Origin of the sequence: Paraburkholderia denitrificans (assembly GCF_042655705.1) — a bacterium.
Classification (GTDB): domain Bacteria; phylum Pseudomonadota; class Gammaproteobacteria; order Burkholderiales; family Burkholderiaceae; genus Paraburkholderia; species Paraburkholderia denitrificans.
In genome coordinates this window covers 281892-302482 of sequence record NZ_JBHSMP010000016.1, presented here as the reverse complement: position 1 = coordinate 302482, position 20591 = coordinate 281892, and the positions used below count along the sequence as shown (strand labels likewise).

The 20591-nt window shown below is 64.7% G+C and carries 15 protein-coding genes; 6 read left to right on the top strand and 9 right to left on the bottom strand.

Annotated features, from left to right (window positions below; all coding sequences use genetic code 11):
- Positions 1-17: 17 nt before the first annotated feature.
- Positions 18-1505 (bottom strand): RNA polymerase factor sigma-54, encoded by a 1488-nt coding sequence (locus tag ACFPTO_RS14230; RefSeq protein ID WP_377711972.1) that lies wholly within the window; start codon positions 1503-1505, stop codon positions 18-20.
- Between the two features lie 142 nt (positions 1506-1647).
- Complete coding sequence (locus tag ACFPTO_RS14225) at positions 1648-1827, bottom strand: hypothetical protein (RefSeq protein WP_377712125.1); 180 nt, start codon at positions 1825-1827, stop codon at positions 1648-1650.
- Here ACFPTO_RS14225 and ACFPTO_RS14220 point away from each other — a divergent pair.
- Both ACFPTO_RS14220 and ACFPTO_RS14215 read left to right on the top strand, forming a co-directional pair.
- Positions 1808-1933, top strand: a complete 126-nt coding sequence (locus ACFPTO_RS14220; protein WP_377712115.1) for a BON domain-containing protein — start codon at positions 1808-1810, stop codon at positions 1931-1933. The genes ACFPTO_RS14225 and ACFPTO_RS14220 overlap by 20 nt on opposite strands.
- Before the next feature lie 220 nt (positions 1934-2153).
- Positions 2154-3149 (top strand): tyrosine-protein phosphatase, encoded by a 996-nt coding sequence (locus tag ACFPTO_RS14215; protein ID WP_377711971.1) that lies wholly within the window; start codon positions 2154-2156, stop codon positions 3147-3149.
- A 92-nt stretch (positions 3150-3241) separates the two neighbouring features.
- Here the strand turns inward: ACFPTO_RS14215 and ACFPTO_RS14210 are convergent, their stop codons facing one another.
- Positions 3242-4288 carry an aldo/keto reductase gene (locus ACFPTO_RS14210; protein WP_377711970.1) on the bottom strand — a complete coding sequence of 349 codons (1047 nt, stop codon included), beginning with the start codon at positions 4286-4288 and terminating at the stop codon, positions 3242-3244.
- 272 nt (positions 4289-4560) lie between these two features.
- Between ACFPTO_RS14210 and ACFPTO_RS14205 the strand changes: the two genes are divergently transcribed.
- Positions 4561-9273, top strand: coding sequence for a DEAD/DEAH box helicase (locus ACFPTO_RS14205; protein ID WP_377711969.1), 4713 nt, complete (start codon positions 4561-4563; stop codon positions 9271-9273).
- A gap of 111 nt (positions 9274-9384) precedes the next feature.
- On the opposite strand, the gene ACFPTO_RS14200 is transcribed toward ACFPTO_RS14205, so the two are convergent.
- Positions 9385-10845 (bottom strand): M20 family metallopeptidase, encoded by a 1461-nt coding sequence (locus tag ACFPTO_RS14200; protein WP_377711968.1) that lies wholly within the window; start codon positions 10843-10845, stop codon positions 9385-9387.
- A gap of 185 nt (positions 10846-11030) precedes the next feature.
- Here ACFPTO_RS14200 and ACFPTO_RS14195 point away from each other — a divergent pair, with 185 nt between their 5' ends.
- Complete coding sequence (locus tag ACFPTO_RS14195; protein WP_377711967.1) at positions 11031-11351, top strand: superinfection immunity protein; 321 nt, start codon at positions 11031-11033, stop codon at positions 11349-11351.
- A gap of 225 nt (positions 11352-11576) precedes the next feature.
- Positions 11577-12209 (top strand): LysE family translocator, encoded by a 633-nt coding sequence (locus tag ACFPTO_RS14190; protein ID WP_377711966.1) that lies wholly within the window; start codon positions 11577-11579, stop codon positions 12207-12209.
- Positions 12210-12280: 71 nt separating this feature from the next.
- On the opposite strand, the gene ACFPTO_RS14185 is transcribed toward ACFPTO_RS14190, so the two are convergent.
- The 5 genes from ACFPTO_RS14185 to ACFPTO_RS14165 all read right to left on the bottom strand — a co-directional run bounded on the left by ACFPTO_RS14185 (position 12281) and on the right by ACFPTO_RS14165 (position 17403).
- Positions 12281-12577: a YodC family protein gene (locus ACFPTO_RS14185; protein ID WP_377711965.1), complete on the bottom strand. Its 297-nt coding sequence runs from the start codon at positions 12575-12577 to the stop codon at positions 12281-12283.
- A gap of 672 nt (positions 12578-13249) precedes the next feature.
- Positions 13250-13816: a carboxymuconolactone decarboxylase family protein gene (locus tag ACFPTO_RS14180; protein WP_377711964.1), complete on the bottom strand. Its 567-nt coding sequence runs from the start codon at positions 13814-13816 to the stop codon at positions 13250-13252.
- Between the two features lie 27 nt (positions 13817-13843).
- Entirely contained in the window at positions 13844-15187 is a 1344-nt protein-coding gene (locus ACFPTO_RS14175; RefSeq protein ID WP_377711963.1) for an aspartate aminotransferase family protein, read from the bottom strand.
- Positions 15188-15230: 43 nt separating this feature from the next.
- Complete coding sequence (locus ACFPTO_RS14170; RefSeq protein ID WP_377711962.1) at positions 15231-16277, bottom strand: C45 family autoproteolytic acyltransferase/hydolase; 1047 nt, start codon at positions 16275-16277, stop codon at positions 15231-15233.
- Positions 16278-16542: 265 nt separating this feature from the next.
- Positions 16543-17403 (bottom strand): MurR/RpiR family transcriptional regulator, encoded by an 861-nt coding sequence (locus tag ACFPTO_RS14165; protein ID WP_377711961.1) that lies wholly within the window; start codon positions 17401-17403, stop codon positions 16543-16545.
- 451 nt (positions 17404-17854) lie between these two features.
- Between ACFPTO_RS14165 and acnB the strand changes: the two genes are divergently transcribed.
- A complete protein-coding gene (acnB, locus tag ACFPTO_RS14160; RefSeq protein ID WP_377711960.1) occupies positions 17855-20440 on the top strand; it encodes a bifunctional aconitate hydratase 2/2-methylisocitrate dehydratase in 2586 nt (861 codons plus the stop codon).
- Positions 20441-20591: the final 151 nt, after the last annotated feature.

The following is a 20591-nucleotide window of genomic DNA, read 5'->3' as shown; positions in this document are numbered from 1 at the left end:
CACAGCATCCCTACGCATCAAAACTGCTTGCGCATTTCCGCAGCGGGCAGCTTCATCATCTGGCGATACTTCGTGACCGTGCGGCGCGCGACGCGCACGCCTTGCCGGTCCAGCTCCTGGGTGAGCACGACGTCCGAAAGCGGGTCACGTGGATCTTCCGAATCGATCATCTCCTTGATGAGCGCGCGCACCGCAGCCGCCGAGCAGGTGCCGCCCGTGCGCGTCTCCAGTTCGCGCGGGAAAAAGCGCTTGAATTCGAAAATGCCGCGCGGCGTCGCCATATATTTGTTGCCCGTTGCGCGCGAAACCGTCGATTCGTGCAGGCCGAGCTCGTCGGCGACATCGCGCAGCAGCATCGGCCGCAGGGCAATCTCGCCGTACTGGAAGAACGCTTTCTGCCGCGCGACGATGCATTCGCCCACCCGCAGGATCGTTTCGCAGCGCTTGTGCGCATTGCGGATCAGCCAGCGCGCCTCCTGCAGTTGCTGCGCGAGCGGCGAGCGGCTCGTCTGGTCCGAGCGCGCGAACATTTCCGCGTAGAGCTTATGGATGCGCGCCCGCGGCTCGATCGCCGGATTCACGCTGACAACCCAGCGTCCGCGCACCTGGCGCACGATGACGTCGGGCACGACATAGCCGCCGTCCGCGCGGCCGTAATACTCGCCCGGCTTCGGATCGAGATGGCGCACCAGGGCGCAGGCCGACTGCAGGGTGTGCGCATCGCAGCCAAGCTGGCGCTGCAATTCGCCGTTCTCGCGGCGCGCAAGACGTTCGAGATGCTCCGTGACGATCCGGTGCGCGAGATCGCGTTGCGGGGTGTCGCCGGGCATCGCGTCGAGTTGCAGCGCGAGACATTCGGACAGCGAACGGGCGCCGATGCCGGGCCGGTCGAGCGTCTGCACCACGCGCAAGGCCACGCGCAGGCGGTCTTCGTCGAGCGTGTCGCCGACGCCGTCGACGTGCGCAATATCCGCAAGATCCTGGCGCAGATAGCCGTCGTCGTCGAGCGCTTCAATCACGAGCTGGGCCGCCGCGCGATCGAGGTCGTCGAGCGGCGCGAGCCGCAGCGCATCGTGTAGTTGCTCGCGCAAGGATATCGGCGTGCGCACCCACTCGGAGGCTTCGGAGTCGCCGTCATCGGGGCCGCGATGGTTCGACGCGCGCAGCGATCCGGGCACGGCCATTTCGCCGGAATACGACGACGATTCGAGCGACATCGCACCGTCGTCCATCGCGCCGTCCATGCCGTCGCTAGCGACGATCTCGACGCCCGCTTCGGGCACCGCCGCCTCGACCGTGCCGATGCCCGCCGCGCCTTGCGCAGCCTCGGCGGCTTCCCCGGTTTCCTGCGCGGGCGGGACGTATTCGAGGAACGGATTGGTATCGAGTGCTTCGCGAAGCTCTTGCTGGAACTCTAGCGACGATAGTTGCAACAGGCGCACCGCCTGCTGCAGGCGCGGCGTCAGCGCAATTTGCTGACGCGCGTGAAGCGCGATGGAAGGCATGGCAGTTCCATTCTTGACCGATGAGATTGAACGCACTCACGCAATACCTGTGCCAGCTTTTATAACTCTCTGACCTGAAACGAAATCGGGATTGGGGAATCCATCGTTGCGGCGTACGTGCGCGGCGAATCAGCGGACATTTTTACAATCGACCGGAAAGATTGGCGCACTTTTTTCCACCCTCTTTCCAGGCTGTTTCAGCCCCGCCAAGCCGCGCTTTAATACATCCGCAGCAGAATAAGCCGCCGTTCGTAGCCTGCCGCAAGGCGATTTTGTGCAGCACGGCGCGGTCCTTGCGGGCGATGTGCGTCGTTTCGCTCACGGGCACCGTGCCGAGCGCCGAAGATCGCGATAACGCGAAGCTGGTCGCGCAGAACGTGACGGGCGTGACCGAGGTAAGAGATCATTTGAAGATCGTGGCCCGTTGAGCACCGCGTGATGCGGTGCCCCGGCGATTGCCACCGACATCCCTGCTCTGCATGAATGGGCCGCGTGCCGCACGGTGCGCGGCCACGTCCTGCGAACCGCGTTCCGGCTGGCTGACGCGGCGACGGGTTACAACGCGCGCGCCATGTCGACCCGTTCGCTCGCATTCGCCCGTGTTCGGATAACCACCAAAATAATTCGAAATACTAATCGGTCATATCGATGCAATCGGCGGATTGCAGCATTGCGGCTTTCTCTTTTGGAGGGGTAGCAATGCAGCATTGCCGATACGAAACACAACGCGCACTCGGTTCGCCGGACCGGCGCAGACTGATGCAGCGAACCGTTCAGGGCGCGTTCGGTGCGCTGATACTGCCAGTAGTCGGCAGTTCGCTGCTGACCGCTTGCGGGGGGAATGACAGTACAGCCGCTGCCACGCCAGCGGGTCCCGCGCCGGTTGCGCCTACACCGATCCTAGCTTCGGTCAACAACTTTCGCGACCTTGCAGGCGCCGACGACAATATGGCTTATCGGACCGCTAGCGGGCAGAAACTGCGCCGCGGCGTGTTTTACCGGTCTAACGCACTCGCCCTGTCCGCTGCGGATCTCACAACGATCGACACACTGGGAATCAAGGCCGTCTATGACCTGAGAACCGGCTCGGAAGTCGCGCATGCGCCCGATACCGTTCCAGCCGGTGCGAAATACGTCAACGTCGATATTCTCGGGAGCGGTAACGTGGTCGTGCCCACGCTCCAGTCGCCCGCCGACGCCGCTGCCTTTATGGAACAAATCGAACGGCAATTCGTCACGGATGCCGGCATACGTGCACGAATCGGCGAGGTGCTCACGGGCATGGCGAACGGCGCGAATGCACAGCTTTTTCACTGCACGGCCGGAAAGGATCGCGCGGGCTGGATCGCCGCGATTCTGCTGACGCTCGCGGAAGTGCCGCAAAGCGTGGTGATTCAGGATTATCTGCTGACCAACATTTATTCCGCGGCGTCGATCGAGTCGCAATACAACGCCATGATTGCCCACTATGGTCAAACCTACGCCGACAACTTCTATCCGCTGCTTGGCGTTCAGACGCATTTCCTGTTGGCGGGTTTTAACCAGGCAGTGACAAGCTACGGTTCCATGAGCGGCTATATCACTGAAGGTCTGAACCTGAGTAGCGGCACACAGAATCTGCTGAAATCGAAATTGCTTGGGTGACGCAGAGTCCGCTCGCGCGCTTTCATCCGTGTTGGCGAGGCCGCGCACCGTACGGTGCGCGGCCACGTCCTGCGATGTACTTCAACGCACCGTTAACCGCGTTCCGACTGGCTGATCAAATCGCGCCGCCGCTCGCCCTGGCGCGAGAACATCCAGCCGGGATATTCGGCGGGCAGACGGCTCACATCGTCGAGAGCGGCGAGTTCCTCGGCTGAGAGCTTCACCTGCGTCGCGGCCACGTTGTCGTCGAGTTGATCGATGCGCTTCGCTCCGACGATCACCGATGTCACCACGGGCTGATGCAGCAGCCACGCAAGCGCGATCTGCGCGACCGACACGCCTTTTTTGTCGGCAATCGCGCGCATCGCATCGACGCAGGCCCACGCGCGCTCGCGCTCCACCGGCGGAAAGTCGAAGGTCGTGCGCCGGCTGCCCGCCTCGCCGTCCTTGTCGCGCCCGTACTTGCCGCTCAGCAGCCCGCCTGCGAGCGGACTCCAGACCATCAGCCCCAGCCCTTCGCTCGCGAGCATCGGCACCAGTTCGCGCTCGAGATCGCGGCCCGCAATCGTGTAGTACGCCTGCAGCGACTGAAAGCGCGCAAGCCCATGATGCTGCGCGATGCCGAGCGCCTTGACGATCTGCCACGCCGCCCAGTTCGAGACGCCCACATAGCGCACGTGGCCCTGCTGCACGAGCGTGTCGAGCGCGCGTACGGTTTCCTCCATCGGCGTCGCCGGATCGAAACCGTGGATCTGGTACAGGTCGATGTGATCGAGTTGCAGACGTTTGAGGCTCGCCTTCACGCCATCCATGATGTGGTAACGCGTCGCGCCGCTTTGATTGGGCGACTCGCCCATCGGACCGAAAACCTTCGTCGCGATCACGACCTGCTCGCGCGGGATCTTGAGATTCCTGAGGGCCTGTCCGGTGATCTGCTCGGACACGCCCTGCGAATAGACATCGGCGGTGTCGATGAAATTGATACCGGCGTCGATGGCGCGGCCGACGAGGCGGTCGGCGTCGGCCTGCTGAACGTCGCCGATCTGGTGCCAGATACCGTCGCCGCCGCCGAAAGTCATCGTGCCGAGACACAGTTCCGAAACGAACAGACCGGTGTGGCCAAGGGTGTTGTATCGCATGTCGAGACTCCGTGCTGGGTTCATGGAAAAACCAACGGGGCGAGCATACCGCTCGACGCGCGAGCGTGCAGAAAGCGAACCCGGATGCAGGATGCTGCCGCGTTCGTGCCGCGCCATGACGGCCTGATGTGCTGCTCCAGCACGGCACGCAGTTGCAAGACGGGCGCCTGGTAGCCGCCTGGTAGCCGCGTAGCAGGCGCGCGGAAAAGCTGCGAGACTGCATCGTGTGCGCGCGCTGAAACCACGCGCGACACGTTCCCAACTGCGTGCGCATGACTTCACTCTCTTCCGCTCCAGATCGCAGTGCCACCGCTGCCGCCGACGATCCGCTCACGCGCTTTCATCCGTGCGTCGCGGGCTGGTTCAGGCGCAGTTTCGAGGCGCCGACCGCCGCCCAGCGCACCGCCTGGCCGCTGATCGCGAGCCGCCGCGCAACGCTCGTCGCCGCGCCGACCGGCTCCGGCAAGACGCTTACGGCGTTCCTCGCCGCGCTCGACGAACTCGTGCGCGAAGGCCTCGCGAACGGCGGCGCGCTGCCCGACGCCACGCTCGTCGTCTACGTTTCGCCGCTCAAGGCGCTCTCGAACGACATCCGGCTCAACCTGGAGCGCCCGCTCGAAGGCATCGCGGACGAACTCGCGCGGCTCGGCCTGCCGCCCGTCGATATCCGCACCGCCGTGCGCACTGGCGACACGCCGCAATCCGAGCGTGCCGCACTGCGCAAACGCGCGCCGCACATCCTCGTGACGACGCCCGAATCGCTCTATGTGCTGCTCGGCTCGGAGTCCGGACGACGCATGCTCGCGAGCGCGCGCAGCGTGATCGTCGACGAAATCCATGCGCTCGCAGGCAACAAGCGCGGCTGCCATCTCGCACTGAGTCTCGAACGGCTCGACGCGTTGTGCGGCCGGCGGCTCCTGCGCATCGGGCTGTCGGCGACGCAAAAACCGATCGATACGGTCGCGCGCTTTCTCGTCGGCATGGGCACAAGCGCCGATACGCCGCCCGCCTGCGAGATCGTCGACACGGGGCACGCGCGCGCCCGCGATCTGGCGCTCGAAGTACCGCCCGTGCCGCTCGAAGCGGTGATGGCCAACGACGTGTGGGAGCGCGTCTACGGCCGCCTCGCCGAACTCGTTGCGCAGCACCGCACGACGCTCGTGTTCGTCAACACGCGCCGCATGGCGGAGCGCATCGCGCGGCATCTCACGGACCGGCTCGACGCCGACGCGGTAGCCGCGCATCACGGCAGCCTCGCACGCGAGCATCGCTTCGACGCCGAGCAGCGCCTTAAGCGCGGCGATCTGCGCGTGCTCGTGGCGACGGCATCGCTGGAACTGGGCATCGATATCGGCGATGTCGATCTCGTCTGCCAGATCGGCTCGCCGCGTTCGATTGCGAGCTTTTTGCAGCGTGTCGGCCGCTCGGGGCATCAAGTCGGCGGCGTGCCGAAGGGGCGCCTGTTCCCGACTTCGCGCGACGATCTGGTCGAATGCGCCGCACTGCTCGATTGTGTGCGACGCGGCGAGCTTGACCGGCTCACCGTGCCCGATGCGCCGCTCGACGTGCTCGCGCAGCAGATCGTCGCCGAAGTGGCCTGCGAAACCTGGGACGACGACGCGCTCTTTGCACTCGTACGCCGCGCGACGCCGTGGGCGCGGCTCGAACGGGCGCAGTTCGACGCGGTTTTGCGCATGCTCGCCGAGGGCTACACGAGCCGCCACGGACCGCGCGCGGCGTATCTGCATCGCGATGTCGTGAACCGGGTACTGCGCGGACGGCGCAGCGCCCGGCTCGTCGCGCTCACGTCGGGCGGCACGATTCCCGATAACGCCGATTACGCGGTGCTGCTCGAACCGCAGGGCCTCCAGATCGGCACGGTCAACGAAGATTTTGCGGTCGAAAGTCTTGCGGGCGACGTGTTTCAACTCGGCAATGCGTCGTACCGCATTTTGCGCATCGAGGCGGGCCGCGTGCGTGTCGAGGACGCGCAGGGACAGCCGCCGAATATTCCGTTCTGGCTCGGCGAAGCACCGGGGCGCAGCGACGAGCTATCGACTGCGATTGGTCGGTTGCGCACACAAATCGAAAGTGTGCTGCGCGCAACGGATGAAAATGCCCCGGACGCGTTGTCGGCTGAATCCGCGGAAGACATCGTGGACCGATCCATTGCCGGGCGGGAACCGGATCAGACAGTTAGTTGCAATTCAGAGGGTGCACGCAGAAACGATCCTCAGCCCGCCACGGCCTCGATCGAACGCGTGTGCCAGTGGCTTGTCGATGCGCTCGGAATCGACGCCGCCGCCGCACGCCAGATCGCCGAATATATCGTGCGCTCGCACGCCGCCCTCACCGCCTTGCCTACCCGTGAGACGCTCGTGATGGAGCGCTTCTTCGACGAATCGGGCGGCACGCAACTCGTGATCCATTCGCTCTACGGCAGCCGTATCAACCGCGCCTGGGGGCTCGCGCTACGCAAGCGCTTCTGCCGCCAGTTCAACTTCGAATTGCAGGCCGCCGCCACCGAAGACGCGATCATCCTCTCGCTCACCGGCGCGCACAGCTTCGCGCTCGACGATGTGTGGCGCTACCTGCATTCGAATACGGCGGAGCATCTGCTCGTGCAGGCGCTGCTCGACGCGCCGCTCTTTGGCGTGCGCTGGCGCTGGAACGCGACGACCGCGCTCGCGCTGCCGCGCCAGACCGGTGGGCACAAGACGCCGCCGCAGATCCAGCGCATGCGCAGCGAGGACCTGCTCGCGGCGGTGTTTCCCGATCAGGTGGCGTGCGTCGAAAATCTCGCGGGCGAGCGCGAGATTCCGCGGCATCCGCTTGTCGACCAGACGCTCGATGACTGCCTGCACGACGCGATGGACACCGAAGGCTGGCTCGCGCTGCTGCGTCGCATCGAGGCGAGCGAAGTGCGGCTCGTATCACGCGAGCTGAACGCGCCGTCGCCCCTCGCGGCCGAAATTCTCACGGCGCGCCCCTATGCGTTCCTCGACGACGCGCCGCTCGAAGAACGCCGGACCCAGGCCGTGCTGAGCCGCCGATGGAGCGATCCCGAATCGGCGGACGATCTCGGCGCGCTCGACGTGGAGGCAATTGAGAGCGTGCGCGAAGAAGCCTGGCCGCAGGCGCGCGATAGCGATGAAATGCACGACGCACTCACCACGCTCGGCTGCATCGCCGAACACGAAGCGCAACGCGAAGCACACTGGCCAGAGTGGCTGCACGCGCTGGCGAAGGCGGGCCGCGCAACCCGGCTGACGATTGCGGAACACGACGCGCTCTGGGTGAGCGCCGAACGACTCGCGTGCGTGCGCGCCATCTATCCGCAGGCTCGCTGCGAACCCGCGCTCAAACCGCCGCCCGAATACGACGCAGCGTGGAGCGAAGAGGCCGCGCTGATCGAGGTGGTGCGTGCGCGGCTTTCGGGCTTCGGCCCGCTGACGATTGCGCAGGTCGCGCGGCCGCTCGCGCTGGAGGCGAGCGTTGCCGCACTCGCGCTCACGGCGCTCGAAGCTCAGGGCACGGCAATGCGCGGCCGCTTCACGCCTGGCGAGCGCGCGGAGCAATGGTGCGAGCGCCATCTGCTCGCGCGCATTCACCGCTATACGGTGCGCAAGCTGCGGCGCGAGATCGAACCCGTCGAGCGCCATGATTTCATGCGCTTCCTGTTCGAATGGCAGCGCGTCGCTGCCGCTGCACGCGGATCGGGCCGCGACGCGCTCATCGCCGTGATCGAACAGATGGAGGGCTGGGAAGCGCCCGCACTCGCATGGGAAGACGAGATCCTGCCTGCGCGCATTGACGATTTCACCCCGATGCTGCTCGACGAACTGTGCCGTTCGGGGTGGCTCGCATGGGGACGGTTGCCTGGGCGCGTACTATCGGGAACGACCGTGCGCAGCACGCCGGTCGTTCTGCTGCCCCGGCGTGAACTCACGCGCTGGACCGCGCTGCTCGAAGCGCCCGAGACGGCAGCGCTTGCACCGCGCGCGCGACGTGTCTACGAAATGCTGTTGCGGCACGGAGCGATGTTCTTCGACGAACTGGCCGCCGACGCACATCTGCTTGGCGTGGAACTGGAAAACGCGCTGGGCGAACTGGTCGCGGCGGGACTGGTCAACGCGGACAGCTTCGCCGGACTGCGCGCGCTCGTGAAACCGGCAGCGAAGCGCAACGCACACCACGGACGCCGACGGCCACGCGGTTTCGCGCCGCTCGTGGGCGGCATGGCCGACGCGGGACGCTGGGCCGTGCTCAGACGCATCGAACTGCCTGCAGGTCAGGCGATTGATGCACGTGGTGGTGCACCCGAAGCGAAAGACGCAGAAGCGGGGCCGCACGATGCTTCCGCTGCCGACAGCGGGAGCATCGCGACACATGACCGGGCGACAACAGCAAGCGAACCCGCACGGCCGCGCGCCGCCACGGCGCTACGCCGCACGAGCACGTATCCCGAACTGATGGAGCACGTCGCGAACGTGCTGCTGCGGCGCTATGGCGTGGTCTGCTGGCAGTTGCTGATCCGCGAGGCGTCCTGGCTGCCGCCGTGGCGCGATCTGCTGCGCGTGCTGCATCGCATGGAGGCGCGCGGGCATCTGCGCGGCGGGCGTTTCGTCACCGGTCTCTCGGGCGAACAGTTCGCCCTGCCGGAGGCCGTCGCGCTCCTGCGCGATGTGAGGAGACGTGGTGCTGGAGAAGGCGCACTCGTCTGCATTTCGGCGGCCGATCCGCTCAATCTGGCCGGCACACTGCTGCCCGGCGAGAAAGTACCCGCCGTGGCGGGCAACCGCGTCGTGTTCCGCGACGGCGTACCGGCCGCGACACTGATCGCCGGGCGGACCCGCTTCCTCGGCGCACTCGACGATGTCACGCGCGCGGCGTTGCAGGCGCGGCTCGCCCGGCCATGGCTGACTGGACATAGTGGCCACAGCGGGCATGGCGGCCATCACGCCGACGCACCGGTTAGCGGGTGACGCAGCGAAGCGTCTCTGCGTCGCTGCGGTAACAGGCGGCGTGACTGATAGAGATCGGGCGCACGCCTTTCTCGCTCAGCGCCCGGCCAGGACTTCGCGCCGCCAGCCGTATCAAGGTGCGGCCGCAATCACCTCCGCCACCGTCGCCGTGAGTTTTTTCGCATACGGCACATGCAGGAACTCATTCGGTCCGTGCGCGTTCGACTTCGGACCCAGTACGCCGCACACCATGAACTGCGACTTCGGGAAGCCTGCCTGCAGCACGTTCATGAGCGGAATCGTCCCGCCCTGGCCCAGATACGCGCAATCCGCGCCGTAGTGCATGCGCGACGCGAAGTTGAGCGCATCCGAAAGCCACGGTGCGAGTTCGGGCGCGCTCCAGCCGTTGGCCGCTCCGGCATCGGGCTTGAATGTGACCTTCGCGTTATAGGGCGGCTCGAATTCGAGCAGCGCCTTGAGGTCGGCGACAGCCTTCGACGCCTCGACGAGCGGCGGCAGCCGCAGCGACAACTTGAACGCCGTGCGCGGACGCAGCACGTTGCCCGCGTCGGCCAGCGCCGGCAAGCCCGCCGCGCCGGTCACGGAAAGCGACGGGCGCCACGTCGAATCGAGCAGCGCCTGTTGCGGATCGGTGGTCGTGGGCAGCACGCGGCGGCCGTCTTGTCCGCATGCCCACGGCAAGGTCTTCCACACGCTTTCACCGAGAATCTTCGCGGTCGCTTCGGACTCGCTCATGCGATTCGCCGGAATCGCGCAATGGAATCCCTTGGGCAGCAGCGTGCCGCTCGCTGCGTCTTCAAGCCGCTCGAACAACTGGCGCATCACGCGGAAGCTGGACGGAGCAATGCCGCCATACGAACCGGAATGGATGCCCTCTTCGAGCACCTCCACCTCCAGATCGCCCGACACGAGGCCGCGCAGCGACGTGGTCAGCCAGAGCTGGTCGTAATTGCCCGCACCCGAATCGAGGCAGATCACGAGCCCGACCGTGCCGAGCCGATCGCGCAACGCATCGACATACGGCAGCAGATCGTAACTGCCCGACTCCTCGCACGTCTCGATCAGCCCGACACAGCGCGGCCGTTCAATGCCCTGCGCGTCGAGCGCTGCGAGCGCCGTGACGCTCGCGTAGATCGCATAACCATCGTCGGCGCCGCCGCGGCCATAGAGCCGCCCGTCTTCGAACTTCGGCGACCACGGTCCAAGATCGTTGCGCCAGCCCGCAAATTCCGGCTGCTTGTCGAGGTGACCGTACAGCACAACCGTCTCCTCGCTGCCGGGGCGCGTGGCGGGCACTTCGAAAAAGATCACCGGCGTGCGGCCCGGCAATCGCACGATTTCAAGCTTCAGGCCGCGCACCGGTTGTTGTTCGGCCCACTGGGCCGCATCCTGCACGACGCGCTCAAGATAACCGTGCTTCGCCCACTCCGGGTCAAAAGCCGGACTTTTTGCGGGAATGGCGATGTAGTCAGTCAGGGCGGGGACGATCTCGTCGTTCCATTTGCGCTCGACGAATGTGCGGAGTTCATCGTGATCCAGTTGCCGGGTAGCCTGGGTCGAATCGGAAATCATGGTGGAGAACCCCTGCGAAGAAAGTAGCGATGATAGCCCCGATGCCCTGCCCGCCGATATTCCATTGGCCATCCGGCCAGGTACGGACTCTGCGCGCCGTCCGGTTTGGCGCGACAATGAATCACCGGTCGCCACTGGCCATACACTGGCCACATTCGGCACCCTCTCGTTTTTGGAGGATCGACATGGCGAGTCACTCAATCTTCGAGATCGTCGTCCTCGTGGCGGCGGTCGCGCTCTATTTCCTGCCCGCGCTGATCGCGGACCGGCGTGGGCGTCACGACCTGATGGTCCTCGCGCTCTTCAACGCCGTGCTCGGCTGGACCGGTTTGGGCTGGGTGCTTGCGCTCTGCTGGGCGTTCCAGGCGAATCCGCCGAAGAATCTCGGCGCCGAAACGAAGGACCGCCAGCGCCGCGCCGGCATGGGCGTGTTTTCACGCTTGCTGTCCGAGCGCATCGCCGCACGCGCGGCGCGGATAGCCGAACGCGAGCGTCCGTCGCACTAAGGCCTGGCACTGCCTCGCCTCGTCCAGACGGCCTGATTGGCCGTTTCGGGCGAGCGCGTGGCGTGCGTGCATGAAATAATCGCTACTTGTCTCGTCGGCCGCGCAAACCAGCCCGCTTTTTTGCCAGCTTATTTATGTGCTTATTTGCCCGGTTACCTGCGCTATTAATTGTGCGGTTAGCTACCCGAAGTGCGGTTACCTACCCGAACGCCACCGGAGCCTGTCATGCATCACGTCGCCCCGCTCTACGCCTTTGCCGCTGTCGCCCTCGGCATGGCGCTCACGCCCGGCCCGAATATGATCTACCTGATCTCGCGTTCGATCTGCCAGGGGCGCAAGGCAGGCCTGATCTCGCTTGGCGGCGTCGCGCTCGGCTTCATGTTCTACATGCTGTGCGCGGCATTCGGCATTACCGCACTGGTGATGGCGGTGCCGGTCGCATACGACGCATTGCGTCTGGGCGGCGCCGTTTATCTGCTGTGGCTCGCGTGGCAGGCGCTCAAACCGGGTGGCCGCTCGCCGTTTCAGGTGCGGCAACTCCCGCCTGACCGGCCGCGCAAGCTGTTCCTGATGGGCCTCGTGACGAACCTGCTGAATCCGAAGGTCGCGATCCTGTATCTCTCGCTGTTGCCACAGTTCATCGACCCGCAGCACGGCAGCGTGCTCGCGCAATCGCTCGTGCTCGGCATGATCCAGATTGCGCTTTCGATCAGCGTGAATGCCACGGTGGCCATGACGGCCGGCACGATCGCCGCGTTCCTCACCGGACGCCCCGCCTGGCTCGTGATCCAGCGTTGGCTCATGGGAACGGTGCTTGCAGGCCTCGCGGTGCGAATCGCGGCCGAGGGTCAGCGCTGAGGAGACAGGACTAGCGGCCCTGCGAAGTCGGGGCCGCAATAGTGTGAGACGGGAAATGCGCCTGAGGCGCCTCAAACACCCCGGACGCGGCTGGCCGGAGCGCGGCCGACGGGCAGGCGAAGTTTCACTGAGGCCGCGGGAATGGAGCGCGGCACGCTCTGGACCATGTCCTGCGCGAACATGTCCTGCCGCAGTTCGCCGTGTTCGTCGAACCACTGGCAGATCAGCCAGTGACCCTCGGCAAATCCCACTGGACCGGCATGCATGACGGTCATGCGCGGACCGCCGGACTTGAGGGTGACGACGTCACCAATACCCGCCTCGGCAGAACGCTCGCCGTCGGCTATGTCGATCGTCGTATCAAGCATATGGTTCCCCGGAAAAGGATAAAGGCAAACCCTGATAAGTTTCGCGATCCCCGCTCGCACGCCGCTTTGCCAGTAATGTTGTCGGAGTTTTTTTGGTCCGCCAAGATTAACAACCTGAATTAATCAACGCAAGTTATTTTTATAAAAAATCGCTCATATCGGGATTTTCCATGAGATGCGAAACGCATCGCGCAGACATATCACTTTATGAGATTTTGCAAGGCTTCATATGACTTCAAACGGCATACAACGAACAAACAGCTTCAATAACTTTATGGCTATTATGTTGCAACGCAATGCCACATATCGACACACGCGTAACATGCACGCGCCCGGCATAATGGCCCGCTCAAAAGAGCGATTGCCGGGGCTGAAAGCGATTCCTGCAGGAATCGTCCACCCGTTCGATTTACCGCATGAAGTGATTTTCGAATAATCTTGACAACATCATTACCGCGAGTCGATTTCACGTCATAGCCTGACTATTCTTCAAAAAACAGAATTGAAATAACAGCGTCACGCAAACACGTTCAAGCCGGATTTTCAGACAATCCGCGCTGTCCGTCGATCAACACAAAACGCCCAACCAGCAAAACCGGATGGGGCGTTCAGACAAGCACAAAAATGCCCAAAAGACCGGCCAGCTCGCGGCCGCAACCGCGATCCGGGCGATTATTCGGCGAACGGCAGCGTGTTCTGCCTCTCGGCGCGCATCTCGAACACGTTCAGCGTCATCGCGACAAACGCGTAATAACCGAGCAGACCGACCAGGTTGACCGTCACCTCACGGCCGAAGCGCGTCATCGTACGCGCGTACGTCTCGTCGGATACCCGCTTCGTGTCGTACAACTCGGTGACGAAAGCATGGATCAGCGCATCGTCGGGATCCTCGAAGTGCGGTTCGGCGCCCGTGCGGATCTGCTGCGCGAGCACTTCGGGCACGCCCGCCTGCAATGCAATCGGATAGTGGATGTACCACTCGGCCTGCGCCTGCCAGCATGCCGCCGTCACAAGAATCGCGAGTTCGGAGAGCCGCAGCGGCAAGCCCGTGCGGTAGCGGCAAAACGCGCCGAGGCGCTGCGCATGCTGTGCCAGCTCCGGGCTGTGAATCCAGCCGAGGAACGGTCCGTTCAGATTGCCGCGCGGACCGGCAAGGATTTCGTCGAGCACGGCTTTCTGCTCGGGCGTCGCGTGCGCCACGTCGAATGCGGGCAGCCGTGGTGGGTTCGATTGCGTCATCGGTTGACTCCGTGATTGCGGCGCACTTCAAGCCACGCCCACGCCGGTCGCGACGAGCGCGCCTTCGACGGCGTCGGCGAGGCGTTCCACGATCGTATCGATATCCTGCGCCGTGCAGATGAACGGCGGCGCGAGCAGTACATGATCGCCGTGCTTGCCGTCGACGGTGCCGCCCATCGGATACACCATCAGACCGCGCGCGAACGCTTCACGCTTGATCGCCGCGTGCAGTTTCAGCGCGGGGTCGAACGTTGCGCGCGTCTCGCGATCCTTGACCAGCTCGACGCCGACGAAGAGCCCGCGTCCGCGCACATCGCCGATATACGGGTGCGCCGCGTAGCGCTCGCGCAGGCGCGCGCGCAATTGCTCGCCGCGCGCGAGCACGTTATCGAGCAGTTTCTCTTCGGCAATCACGCGCTGCACTTCGAGCGCCGCCGCGCACGCGGTAGCGTGCCCGATGTACGTGTGGCCGTGCTGGAAATAGCCGCTGCCGCCGACGATCGTGTCATAGATGCGCTTGCTGACAAGCGTCGCGCCGATCGGCTGATAACCCGCGCCGAGCCCCTTCGCGATGGTCAGCAGATCGGGCGCCACGCCGTCCTCGTCGCAGGCGTACAGATAGCCGGTGCGGCCCATGCCCGACATGATCTCGTCGAGAATCAGCAACACGCCATAGCGGTCGCACACCGCGCGGATCTTGCGGAAATACTCTCGCACCGGCGGCACGGCGCCCGCCGTTGCGCCCACAACCGTTTCCGCGATGAAGGCCGCGACCGTCTCCGGCCCGAGTTCGAGGATCTTCTGTTCGAGTTCGTCGGCAAGACGCTGCGCGTAGGCTTCGTCGGTCTCGCCCTCGCGGCGTTCGCGATACGCGTAGCACGGGCTCACGTGGTGCGACTCGATCAGGATCGGCAGGAACGGCTCGCGACGCCACGCATTGCCGCCAATCGCCAGCGCGCCCAGCGTGTTGCCGTGATAGCTCTGGCGCCGCGCGATGAAATGGTGGCGCGCGCGTTCGCCCTTTTCGACGAAATACTGGCGCGCAAGCTTGAGCGCGGCTTCGATCGCTTCCGAGCCGCCAGACACGAAATAGACGTGATCGAGCCCTTCGGGCGCGGCGGCGATGAGGTGATCGGCGAGCTGCTCCGAAGCCTCGGTGGTGAAGAACGACGTATGCGCGTAGGGCAGTTGCTGCGCCTGACGCTTGATCGCCTCGATCACGCGCGCGTTGCTGTGGCCGAGGCACGACACGGCCGCGCCGCCGCTGGCGTCGATGTAGCGCTTGCCCGTCGAATCGATGATTTCGATGCCGTCACCGGCCACCGCGACCGGTAGCGTCTGCCTGGGCATGCGATGAAAGACTTTGGACATGAGGTTCCCTCTTTGCGAAATGGAGCGTGACGCGCGCTATCGTTCAGCGGCGCGAATCGGCGGCGATGAAGCGTTCGAGCACGCATTCTCCGCCCTGCCATACATCGAAACTCACGCCGTCCGCTGCAATGCGCAGACAGGCCGTGGCCAGTGTGTTCTCATCGTCGGGATCGTGCGGATCGTCGCGGAAAATCGGCAGTCCGTCGCCGCCGCGGTCGTGCAGGACGTCCACAAACGCGGCACCGTCCGGTTGCGCGCCACGCATGGGCAGCAATTGAGCGAGACGCGCCTGGCGATCACGCGACGATTCGGTGACGATCTGCAGCTCACACTCGCACCCGGCGTGGATCAAGTGGTTCGCGTGGCCCGATGGCGCGCTGATCGGCTGAATCGAGCAACGCGCGGCGGTAGCTTCGACGCTGTACAGACGCACACCGTGCGAGGCATCCGTAGCGCCGATCGTGTGATGGAATCCGCTCGCGCGCGGCGTATCGCGCAACAGCGCAAGGGCGTCGTCGAGCGAAGCCGCGTCCAGCACGGCACGCGCAAGGATCATGCGCGGCACGCCGGGACGCGGCTCGCGGATCCGAACGTTGTTGATCGTCTGGGCAAGCCCGGCGCGCGTCGCGGCGAATGTGTGCCCCGGCAGCGAGCCCGGATAGTAGAAGCTCGTGAACCCCGGCTTGCCCTCGGGCGCGACCTCGACCACGAAGCAGCCGCCGCGCAGAAACGGATCGCCGTCCTCGTTGTGCGCCATCACGCCACCTTCCGGTGTGGGCGCCGCAAGTGTCGTGCAGCCGTCCGGCACGCGATGAATCAGTTCGCCGCGGCAGTTCCAGAGGAACAGGTCTTCCACGGGCCAGCCGAGCGCGTCGGCCATCGCGTCGAGTTCGGCGACATAGGCCGGGAAATAGTGTTCTGCCGCATCGCGCAGTTGCCGCGCGAACGTGCTGCCGCGCCAATGGCTCACTGCCTGCCAGGCGGCGCTTTGCGCCATATAGGCGTCGAAGACGGGTTTCGCGAGGACGCCGAGCTGGCGCCCAATCGCTTCCGGCGCGCCGGTGATCCGGAAAAACGGCAGTTCCTGCATGGGGGTTCTCGCTTCGTTCGGGGCCGCGCCGGGACTTTCCGATGGGAAGCGTCTCGCGGCGAAGCCGCGTTGGTCCAGGCGAAAAATTTATACGTCACTCAACATATGTTGTCAACAACGGATACAAAACAACAAATGGATTTGAGGGCGACGCGCCGACGCCAGCCGTTCCGTTCAACGGAACAGCCCGCGCGGGAAAACGAAAATTGCGGATTGGAAAACGGGAAAACGCGCGTGGACTATCGGAAAGCAGCCCGGCGTACGCTCAGGGCACGTACGCGCCTCGGGCGTTGAGCGATCGCTCAGCCTGTTCGAGTTGCGCGACGCCGCCCGTGCCCTCCAGCGCTAACAGGTGCGCGACGAGCGATTCAGCCAGCGCGCTCGCCGCCACGAGCGACGGGAAGAAAGACGGACTCTCGTGCGTGAAGATGAGGACCTTGTCGGCGTTCAGTGCGATCGGCGACACCGCGCTGTCCGTAATTGCGATCAGGCGGCTGCCCTTCTCCAGTGCGGCTTCGGCCACGCGCACCGCCTCGACGGAATAAGGCGCGAAGCTGACCACGATCGTCGCGCTATCGCGCTCGATGCCGAGAAGCTGCATCTCGAGTGTCCCGGCCTCGCCCGCGAGCAGCGACACCGAAGGACGAAAGAGCCGGTAGCCATAAACGAGCCCGAACGCGACCGCATAGCACGAACGGAAACCCGCTACGTTGACGTGCCTTGCCTTGCGCAACAGCCGTGCAGCCTCGATCATCGTGCGCGTGTTGTGCGCCGCGGTGGCGTCGAGGTTGTGCTGCTGCGCGGCGAGCAGATCGTGTGCGAGCGCGTCTTTCGCGCTGCCCGCCACGAGCGAGCGGGCCCGGCTCGCGAGCGGCTCGGGCCGTGTGCGCACGCGCGCGACGAAGAGTGCGCGCAACTCGTTCCAGCCGGGGAAACCGAGTTGCTGCGAGAGCCGCACGAGCGACGCGGGCTGCACGCAGGCACGCTCGGCGACCTTGCGCATCGACGACACCGCCACCTCGTCGGGGTGATCGAGCAGAAACGCGGCACCTGTCTGGAACTGTGGACTCAGTTCGGCAAAGCGCGCGCGGATGAGCGCGGCAAGCTGATCGAAGCTGTCTGGCATGCGGGCGTCATTCGGAGGTGGCGACAACAAATGTTAGCACTTGTGTTGTGAAGTGTTGCGGAGAGTGGCGGACGCTGGTGAGCGGCGAATGATCTCGGTCCTGTCGCAAACATTGTTGCCTTCGCACACGATTCACAGACCAGAACCAGAACGTCCATGCCGCCAGCCACGCTCTCTGCTTCCCCTGAGCACCTCGCCCACCCTACAGGCGCCTTCGAACCCATCGAGCGCAGCCCACACCCCACGCGCCACCCAGACCGCGCGTGAAAAATCCACCCCCATCCTTACAGCCATGATTCCCAACGGTTTTATTTTCCAACTCTTATATAAGATATAAGATGTTTGACGCTACAGGGCATTGCAATTAGAATCGCGATCAAAGTAGTGCCTGGAACAGCCTCGGAGCGCCTTACAAGCCTCCCCCCTGAAACGCCAATTCAGCAGGTCCCCCATGCTTGAAAACTTTCGTGCTCACGTGGCCGCTCGCGCCGCGCTCGGTATTCCCTCCCTGCCGCTGACGGCTCAGCAAACCGCCGAGCTGGTGGAACTGTTGACGAATCCGCCCGCGGGCGAAGAGCAGACGCTGCTCGACCTGATCACCCACCGCGTGCCCGCCGGCGTGGACGAAGCCGCCCGCGTGAAGGCCGGCTTCCTGGCCGCCGTCGCCAAAGGCGAAACCGCCTGCGCGCTGATCTCGCGCACGCGCGCCACCGAACTGCTCGGCACGATGCTGGGCGGCTTCAACATCCAGCCGCTGATCGGCCTGCTGTCCGACGCCGAAGTGGGCACCGTCGCCGCCGACGCACTGAAGAAAACCCTGCTGATGTTCGACCAGTTCCACGACGTCAAGGAACTGGCCGACAAGGGCAACGCCAACGCGAAGGCCGTCCTGCAAAGCTGGGCCGACGCCGAATGGTTCACCAGCCGTCCGGAAGTGCCGCAAAGCCTGACCATCACCGTCTTCAAGGTGACGGGCGAAACCAATACCGACGACCTGTCGCCGGCCCCGGACGCCACCACCCGCCCGGACATCCCGATGCACGCGCTGGCGATGCTGAAGAACGCCCGTCCCGGCATCACCCCGGAAGAAGACGGCAAGCGCGGCCCGGTCAAGTTCATCGAATCGCTGAAGGAAAAGGGCAACCTGGTCGCCTACGTGGGCGACGTGGTCGGCACCGGTTCCTCGCGCAAGTCGGCCACCAATTCGGTGCTGTGGTTCACGGGTGAAGACATCCCCTTCATCCCGAACAAGCGCTTCGGCGGCGTGTGCCTCGGCGGCAAGATCGCCCCGATTTTCTACAACACGATGGAAGACGCCGGCGCCCTGCCGATCGAACTCGACGTGTCGAAGATGGAAATGGGCGACGTCGTCGAACTGCGTCCGTACGAAGGCAAGGCCCTGAAGAACGGCGAAGTGATCTCGGAGTTCCAGGTCAAGTCCGACGTGCTGTTCGACGAAGTGCGCGCCGGTGGCCGTATTCCCCTGATCATCGGCCGCGGCCTCACCGCCAAGGCACGTGAAGCGCTCGGCCTCGCGCCGTCGACGCTGTTCCGCCTGCCGCAGCAGCCGGCCGACACGGGCAAGGGCTTCTCGCTGGCCCAGAAGATGGTTGGCCGCGCGTGCGGTCTGCCGGAAGGCCAGGGCGTGCGCCCGGGCACCTACTGCGAACCGAAGATGACCTCGGTCGGCTCGCAGGACACCACGGGCCCGATGACCCGCGACGAACTCAAGGATCTGGCGTGCCTCGGCTTCTCGGCCGACCTCGTCATGCAGTCGTTCTGCCACACCGCCGCCTATCCGAAGCCGGTGGACGTGAAGACCCACCAGACCCTGCCGAACTTCATCAGCACCCGTGGCGGCGTTGCGCTGCGCCCGGGCGACGGCGTGATCCACTCGTGGCTGAACCGCATGCTGCTGCCCGACACCGTCGGCACCGGCGGCGACTCGCACACGCGCTTCCCGATCGGCATCAGCTTCCCGGCCGGTTCGGGCCTGGTCGCCTTCGCAGCCGCCACCGGCACGATGCCGCTGGACATGCCGGAATCGGTGCTGGTCCGCTTCAAGGGCAAGATGCAGCCGGGCGTGACCCTGCGTGACCTCGTCAACGCCATCCCGCTGTACGCCATCAAGCAAGGCATGCTGACCGTTGCCAAGCAAGGCAAGAAGAACATCTTCTCGGGCCGCATTCTCGAAATCGAAGGCCTGCCCGATCTGAAGGTCGAGCAAGCGTTCGAATTGTCGGATGCGTCCGCGGAGCGTTCGGCCGCCGGTTGCTCGGTGCGCCTGAACAAGGAACCGATCATCGAGTACCTCAACAGCAACATCACGCTGCTGAAGTGCATGATCGCCGACGGCTACCAGGACGCGCGCACCCTGCAGCGCCGCATCAAGGCGATGGAGCAGTGGCTGGCCAACCCGCAACTGCTGTCGCCGGATGCCGACGCCGAGTACGCAGCCGTCATCGAGATCGACCTCGACGACGTCCATGAGCCGATCGTCGCGTGCCCGAACGATCCGGACGATGTGAAGACGCTCTCCGATGTCGCCGGTGTCAAGATCGACGAAGTGTTCATCGGTTCGTGCATGACCAACATCGGTCACTTCCGCGCCGCATCGAAGCTGCTGGAAGGCAAGCGCGACATCCCGGTCAAGCTGTGGGTGGCCCCGCCGACCAAGATGGACCAGAAGCAGCTGACCGCGGAAGGCCACTACGGCGTGTTCGGCACGGCCGGTGCCCGCACCGAAATGCCGGGCTGCTCGCTGTGCATGGGCAACCAGGCACAGGTGCGCGAAGGCGCGACGGTCATGTCGACGTCGACCCGCAACTTCCCGAACCGCCTCGGCAAGAACACGAACGTGTACCTCGGCTCGGCGGAACTGGCGGCAATCTGCTCGCGTCTCGGCAAGATCCCGACCAAGGACGAGTACATGGCCGACATGGGCGTGATCAACGCCGATGGCGACAAGATCTATCAATACATGAACTTCGACCAGATCGAAGATTTCAAGCAGGTTGCCGACAAGGTAGCGATGTAAACGCGTTGTTGGGCTACGGCGCGAGGTCCTCGTCGCAGTTGTTCTCCTTGTTGTTATCGCCGTAGTTTTTTACGCAGTTTTTGTTGAAGCATCACGCAATAGCGCCGCAGGCTTTCAGCCTGCGGCGCTATTTTTTTGTGCTGCGCGAAAG